The following is a 6,521-nucleotide window of genomic DNA, read 5'->3' as shown; positions in this document are numbered from 1 at the left end:
ACACAAAGGCTCCTACGCACCCGCGTCCTCGGCGGAGTCATCAACGAGTACAGATATGCCGCGTGAGCTGCAGCGATGACTTTCCGAGCCCCGCACCCTGCAGGACCTGTGCGACGACATCCTCTACCGGCTCCGGACCGATGCTCTTCCCGGCGACGCCATCCTTCTCCTCGCCCGCACCCGCCCCTTCCCCGCCGACCGCGTCGCCACCTGGCCGCTGGACGAAGAGCCCACCGCCCCTGCCATCGCGCGACGCCACGCCCGGCGCCAGCTCGCCGACTGGGGCGTGGACGAGGACACTGCCTAGGACACCCAGGAAATCGTCAGCGAGCTGGTCACCAACGCCCTGCGGTACAGCGCGCCGCCCGTAGACCTGCGCCTCATCAAGGACCAGAAGCTCACCTGCGAGGTCCACGACTCCGGCATCTCCGCTCCGCGGCTGCGCCACGCACGAACGGTCGACGAAGGCGGCCGCGGCCTGTTCATCTGCGCCCAGCTCGCGCAGAACTGGGGACCCGCTACACCAACGACGGGAAGACGGTCTGGACCGAGCAAGCCCTCCCGTCACCGCACCCCTAGCGCCCCTCCGACGAGGAATCGTGGTGCGCCGCCTGCGAGTCCTCAGCGGACCCCAGCGGGGATCAGCGCAGAAGGACCTCGAAGACCATGCGGAAAAAGGCGTCCAAGGGAGCGGAGGATTTGTCCGCCCGGGCAGCGATCAGCGTGCCCTCCCACGCACTGAGGATGAACAGCGCGGCCTCTTCGACATCGAGAGCGGCATTCAGCTCTCCTGCTTCCTTGGCTTCGGTGAGCACTTGCCGGATGCGCGTGGCCCACCGCTGAAAGCCGCCCTGGACGGCGGAGCGGATCTCCTCGGAGTGGTCCGCCACCTCAGCGCCGAGGTTGCCGACCAGGCATCCGCGGGCGAAGCCGCTGTCGACGGTGTCCGCGCTCAGGAACTCGAAGTGCGCCCGAAGCCGCTCCAGCGCAGGGCGCCCTGGCGTGTCGAGCATGTCGAACCGCAGGCCGGCGGCATAGCGGCTCAGCGCCTCGAGGACGCTCTCCTCCTTGCTGGCGAAGTGGTTGTAGAACGAGCCCTTCGGAGCCCCCGCCGCCGAGGTGATGTCGCTGATGCCCGTGGCATTGAAGCCCCGCGTACGGAACTGCTCCAGGGCTGCCTGCGCGATCTCCTCGCGCTTGGACGCGCGTGCCATCCTCACCACCACCTCGAACGTCAATATGTCCGGTCGCCTTGCCTCGGGTCAAACCCAGGCCACCAGGGAAAGCAGCGCGCGTCCACGACGGCACATGGCCTGCGGTTCGGCTGTCGGTACCGCTTGACGAATTTTAAAGTGACCGGTCATATTGAAAGTGGCCCCCGCCCCAAGTCCTCGGCCCTCCCCGTGCCGGCAGAGGCAGCAGCACCGAGGAGAAGCGTCATGTCCGCGTACCGAGCCTTCGAGGCCACCGGCGTCCACCAGCTCCGGCTCGTCGAGCGCGAGCTGGTCGACCCGGAGCCCGGCCACGTCCGCCTCCGGGTGGAGGCGTGCGGGGTCTGCCACTCCGACGTACTGGCCGTGGAGGGACTGCGCCCCGACCCGTCTCATCCAGTGGTTCCCGGCCACGAGATCGTCGGCGTGATCGACGCCGTGGGCGCGGGTGTCACCGCCTGGAGGCCCGGCGACCGCGTCGGCGTCGGCTTCCTGAACGGGCACTGCTGGCAGTGCGAACCATGCCGCCGCGGCGACTTCGTCAACTGCCTCAACCAAGAACAGACCGGCACCACCATCGACGGCGGATACGCGGAGGTGACCTACGCCCGCGCGAGCGGACTGGTACGCATCCCCGACGGCATGCCCGCCGTCGAGGCGGCACCGCTACTGTGCGCCGGGCTGACCACCCTCACCGCGCTCCAGCAGGCCCCCACCCGCGCGGGCGCCCTGGTCGCCGTGCAGGGGATCGGCGGCCTGGGGCACCTCGCTCTGCAGTACGCACGCAGCCTCGGATACCGGGTCGCCGCCATCGCCCGCGGCCAGGAGAAGGAGAAACTCGCCAGGGAGCTCGGCGCCCACGAGTACATCGACAGCACCGGCACCGACCCCGGCACGGCGCTGGCCGACCTGGGCGGCGCCTCGCTCATCGTCGCCACCGCGTCCAGCGGCACGTCCATGAACCCCCTGGTCCGCGGCCTGGCCCCCGGCGGCAGCCTGGTCGTGGTCGGCGCCGCCCCCGACCCGCTCACGGTCGCCACCGCCGACCTGATCTTCGGCACCCGCCGCATCCTCGGCAGCCTGACCGGATCGTCGATCCAGAACGAGGACAACCTCGCCTTCACCCTCGCCCACGGCATCCGCCCCTCCACCGAGACCCTGCCCTTCACCCACGCCATGGACGCGTACGAGCGGATGCTCTCGGGCAAGGCCCGCTTCCGCGTCGTCCTGGACATGGCCGCCTGACCACGCCACGACCTGCGCCGCCCGGGCAGACGGGTCCCAGCTGGCGCCCTTGGCATTCCCCCTTGAGGTTCCCCCATGATCGACTTGGCCGAGACGGCAGACCACACCGGCACGGCGCCGAGCGGCAGCGGGCGGACGCCTCCAGCCGCCGACATCGACTCCGAAGTCAACGGCCGCCAAGCGACCCGCACCGCACGGATCAGGCTGCTGTCCGTCTCCCTCGGCACCGCCGGCCTCGGCGGCGCCTGGCAGGCGGCGGTAACCACGTTTCCGCCCGCTCTGCAGGTCAGCGACGCGCTGTTCACCGTCAGTGGACTGATCTGGCTGGTGCTGCTGGCCCAGTACCTGCGCCATGGCGGGGCCCGATGGCGCAACCTGCGCCACGACCTGCGCCACCCCGGCCAGGGCTTCACCCTCGGGTACGTCCCCATCATCGGCATGCTGATCACAGGACACTTCTCCCGTTTCGAGCTCACAGGGGCGCGCTGGGCCTACGCGGTGTTCCTCACCGCGGCCGCCCTGATCGCCGCACGCCTGCTCGCCCACTGGCTCACGGGCACACTGAGCACCACCACTCTGCACCCGGGCTACCTGCTGCCCGTCTCCTCCGCACCCTTCGTCGCCAGCGCCATCGCCTCCACGCTCAGACTGCCCGGCGTCGCCGACGCCGCCTTCGCGGTAGGGCTCCTGTACTGGCTCGCCTTCGGCACCGTCATCCTCGGCGGCCTCGTCACCGGCGGCCCCCTGCCCGGACCGGCCCGCCCAGCCCTCACCGTCCTGACCATTCCCCCCGCGACCGGAGGAATCGCCTGGACCGCCGCCCACAAGGGTGTCTTCGACGCCGTCGGCTACGGCTTCGCCGGAACCCTGCTCTTCACCGTCCTCCTGGTCGTTTTCCTCCTCCCCGAGCTACGCCAGCCCGCGTTCCATCCGGGCCTGTGGATCTTCAGCTTCCCCATAGCGGCAAGCACCAATTTCGCCATCCGCTGGGTACACGCGTCCGCACTTCCCGGAGGGCCGGCCCTCACCGGGATCCTCCTCGCCGGTGCGACCCTCGCGCTGGGCCTGCTGACCGCGGCCACCGTGCACCACCGGGCTCGGAGAGCACGTCCCATCTGACTTCCGCTACGGCGGCGGAGAGACACATCCCAGACGCCCCGCAGCCCCGGTCCGCGGCCCAGCAGATCTCGACTCCACCGTGGCCTACGTGCCCCTTCCCCACCGAACCGTCTCCAGAGGAGCCACCATGCCCACGCTCGACCGTCACGACGCCGTCTTCGTTCTCGACCTCGGTGACGGGGAGAACCGCTTCCACCCCGACTGGATCGCCTCGGTCAACGCGGCCCTGGACGAGGTGGAGAAGTCGGAAGGCCCCCGCGCCCTGGTGACCGCCGCGACCGGGAAGTTCTACTCGAACGGTCTTGATCTCGAATGGCTCGCCGCGCACAGCGACGAGCACCAGGACTACGTCACTTCCGTCCACGGTCTGTTCGCACGGCTCCTGTCCCTCCCACTGATCACCGTCGCCGCGCTGCAGGGACACACGTTCGCCGCAGGAGCGATGTTCTCCCTGGCCCATGACTTCCGTCTCATGCGCGCCGACCGAGGCTTCTGGTGCCTGCCCGAGGCAGACATCAACATCCCGTTCACCCCGGGCATGTCCGCCCTCATCCAGTCCCGGCTTACCCCGCAAACGGCTCACCTTGCCATGGTCTCCGCCCTTCGTTTCGGCGGCCAGGAAGCAGCCGGCGCCGGAATCGTCGATCAGGCCGCGGACGAGGCCACCCTGCGCACCGCCGCCCTCGACATTGCCCAGGCTCACGCGAGCAAGGCCGGCGACAGCCTCGGAACCATCAAGACGCGCATGTACGCCCCTGTCCTCACCATGCTCCGCGACACGACCAACCCGCTGGGCTGACGCCGAGCCGGGGGCACTCACCGGCCCGGACGGGGCACGAAGACTCCAGCCCCCCTGCCGGCCGGTGATCGCCACCGTACGGATGCACCGCGGCAAGGCAGCCGACTCGCAGTTCTGCAATGCCGACGTCATCACCGCCTGTCGCCGGGCCGACGTGCTCCAGCGCCGCTCGGCGCCGTCTTGCCGCACCCCCGCCGCCTTCCGGCCGCCGGGCCGGAGACAGTCTCTGAAGATTGCTATGCCCAAGGTCTTCCTCATCACCGGATCCTCCCGTGGCCTCGGCCGGGAGATCGCAGTGGCCGCTCTGGCCGCCGGCCATGAAGTCATGGCCACCGCACGTGATCCGCACGCCCTCGACGACCTGGTGGCCGCCCACGGCAACCGGATCCGCGCGGCACGGCTCGATGTCACCGACGCCGACGCGGCCGAGCGCGTCGTCGCGGACACCGTCGCCGCGTTCGGCAGACTCGACGTCGTCGTCAACAACGCCGGACAGGGCGACCGGGCCTCGCTGGAGGACACCACCCTGGAGGCCTTCCGCCGCCAGATCGACACCAACTTCTACGGCACTGTGTATCTCAGCAAGGCAGCCGTGCCCGTCCTGCGGCAGCAGGGAAGCGGCCACATCATCCAGATCTCCTCGCTCGGCGGGCGGATCGCCAGCCCGGCATGAGCGCGTACCAGTCCGCCAAATGGGCCGTGGGGGGCTTCTCGGAAGTCCTGGCGACCGAGGTCGCACCCCTCGGCATCAAGGTGACCATCCTCGAACCCGGCGGCATGCGCACCGACTGGGCCGGATCGTCCATGCACATCGCCCCGGTCAGCAAGCCCTACCAACCCACCGTCGGCGCGGCCGCCGAAGCGATGCGAAACTTCACCAAAACCGCCCACGGCGATCCCGAGAAGGTTGCGCAGGTCGTAGTGGAGATCGCGCACCTCGACGATCCGCCCCTGCGCCAGCTCCTCGGCAAGGACGCCTACACCTACGGACGTGCCGCATGGAACAGGCGCCTGACGGAAGACGAGAAGTGGCGGCACCTGAGCCTTTCCACCGACTTCAACGACGTCGATGGCGAAGGCGCCCGCTTGCTCGAAAACCAGGCGGGCGACGAGCGGCGCTCGTAGCCCAAACTCGTCTGCCCCCGGACAGTCCAGGGCCGCTTCGATGAGGCTTCTGACCAGCGCGTTGCCCGCTAGGCGAAAGGCTGTGGAACCGTGTGCCTAAGTGTCCGGGCACCAACTCCGGGGCCTCAGGGCGGACTCGAGGCGTCAGAAGGCTGAAGGTGTGCGGCTGCAGCAGGACCTGTGCTGACTCGGTGCCGAGCCGCGCTGAATCCGGGACCACGGTTCGGCCGCTCGTCCAGGCAGCGTCGAGGCTCCGGCATGTCCACGCCGTTGCCGACAGCCGCTTCCGGTACCCGAGGAGCGCTCTGCGCCGTGACGCCTTGCAGCTGGTCAAGGCCCCAGCTCACGCACCTCCATGCGTGAGCGATGCGTGAGCGGACTGTCCACCTGACAGCATCTGCAGAGGGGGTGGGCAAACAGGGGCGTTGCGGTTCTCGTCCCGCCTTGCGACGACGGGGCGAGAACCAGGCTGCTCAGCGTGGACCGTTACCGGTTGTTGATGCAAGCGCCGGAGGGGCCGCCACCGGTGCCGTTCGAGCCGGGGAGGTTGTACCTGACCCAGTCACTAATAGCCTGACAGGCGATCACGAGCTGCCCTACTCACGCGGCGCGCGTCGGAGCTGCTGTAGTTGCCGCTGCCACGGCCGACCGCATCGTGCTTTTCATAACCGAGGTGATCGGTGATCTCACCTTCCAGGGCAGATTCCAAGACCCGCTTAGTCAGCTGCTGCAGCAGCCCACCCTGCCCGGTCAGCTGCAGCTCCTCCGACCGGGCCCGCTCCACCAGCATCGCGACCAGTTGCTCGTCGGACACGGGTGCAGGCTGCCCGGACTGGGCACTCTCGGCAGGCTCCATGGTCTCCAACTCCACGGGCGACATCGGTCACTTGACGTCTCTGCCGTGATCGTCGGATCCGCCGTTAGATTGGCCCTGTCTCACATTCGGTGGTGACGGAAAGTGGTGGGGGTCGTTGACATTCGCGTGAAGGATGTCAACGAGCTCGTGCAGACGGTGTTCTCGG

General features: G+C 69.0%; 6 protein-coding genes and 2 pseudogenes. 5 read left to right on the top strand and 3 right to left on the bottom strand.

Features of this window, described 5'->3' with window-relative positions; genetic code table 11:
* Positions 1–40 precede the first annotated feature (40 nt).
* Positions 41–415 carry a hypothetical protein gene (locus AB0M27_RS46095; RefSeq protein ID WP_365732116.1) on the bottom strand — a complete coding sequence of 125 codons (375 nt, stop codon included), beginning with the start codon at positions 413–415 and terminating at the stop codon, positions 41–43.
* Here AB0M27_RS46095 and AB0M27_RS46090 point away from each other — a divergent pair.
* Complete coding sequence (locus AB0M27_RS46090; RefSeq protein WP_365732118.1) at positions 320–742, top strand: ATP-binding protein; 423 nt, start codon at positions 320–322, stop codon at positions 740–742. The two genes, AB0M27_RS46095 and AB0M27_RS46090, sit on opposite strands and share 96 nt — an antisense overlap.
* Here AB0M27_RS46090 and AB0M27_RS46085 read toward each other — a convergent pair.
* On the bottom strand, positions 642–1,238 hold the full coding sequence (locus AB0M27_RS46085; RefSeq protein WP_365732114.1) for a TetR family transcriptional regulator C-terminal domain-containing protein: 597 nt from the start codon (positions 1,236–1,238) through the stop codon (positions 642–644). The two genes, AB0M27_RS46090 and AB0M27_RS46085, sit on opposite strands and share 101 nt — an antisense overlap.
* A 201-nt stretch (positions 1,239–1,439) precedes the next feature.
* Between AB0M27_RS46085 and AB0M27_RS46080 the strand changes: the two genes are divergently transcribed.
* From AB0M27_RS46080 to AB0M27_RS46065, 4 genes and pseudogenes are all read left to right on the top strand, one after another.
* Complete coding sequence (locus tag AB0M27_RS46080) at positions 1,440–2,456, top strand: alcohol dehydrogenase catalytic domain-containing protein (RefSeq protein ID WP_365732113.1); 1,017 nt, start codon at positions 1,440–1,442, stop codon at positions 2,454–2,456.
* A 75-nt stretch (positions 2,457–2,531) separates the two neighbouring features.
* Positions 2,532–3,575, top strand: coding sequence for a hypothetical protein (locus AB0M27_RS46075; RefSeq protein WP_365732108.1), 1,044 nt, complete (start codon positions 2,532–2,534; stop codon positions 3,573–3,575).
* A gap of 127 nt (positions 3,576–3,702) precedes the next feature.
* Positions 3,703–4,374 (top strand): enoyl-CoA hydratase-related protein, encoded by a 672-nt coding sequence (locus tag AB0M27_RS46070; RefSeq protein WP_365732106.1) that lies wholly within the window; start codon positions 3,703–3,705, stop codon positions 4,372–4,374.
* An 82-nt stretch (positions 4,375–4,456) separates the two neighbouring features.
* Positions 4,457–5,499: pseudogene (locus AB0M27_RS46065) on the top strand (SDR family NAD(P)-dependent oxidoreductase).
* Positions 5,500–6,127: 628 nt separating this feature from the next.
* Here the strand turns inward: AB0M27_RS46065 and AB0M27_RS46060 are convergent.
* Positions 6,128–6,289, bottom strand: a pseudogene (locus AB0M27_RS46060) (IS256 family transposase); the annotation flags it as partial.
* Positions 6,290–6,521 lie beyond the last annotated feature (232 nt).

It is taken from the genome of Streptomyces sp. NPDC052107 (assembly GCF_040680215.1).
Lineage (GTDB): Bacteria > Actinomycetota > Actinomycetes > Streptomycetales > Streptomycetaceae > Streptomyces.
Note: the sequence above shows the minus strand (reverse complement) of the source record. Positions and strands in the feature narration are given on the sequence as shown.

Excerpts from the sequence above, each read along its gene's own strand:
- AB0M27_RS46075 (WP_365732108.1), top strand. The coding sequence starts at position 2,532 with ATGATCGACTTGGCCGAGACGGCAGACCACACCGGCACGGCGCCGAGC.
- AB0M27_RS46080 (WP_365732113.1), top strand. The coding sequence starts at position 1,440 with ATGTCCGCGTACCGAGCCTTCGAGGCCACCGGCGTCCACCAGCTCCGG.
- AB0M27_RS46070 (WP_365732106.1), top strand. The coding sequence starts at position 3,703 with ATGCCCACGCTCGACCGTCACGACGCCGTCTTCGTTCTCGACCTCGGT.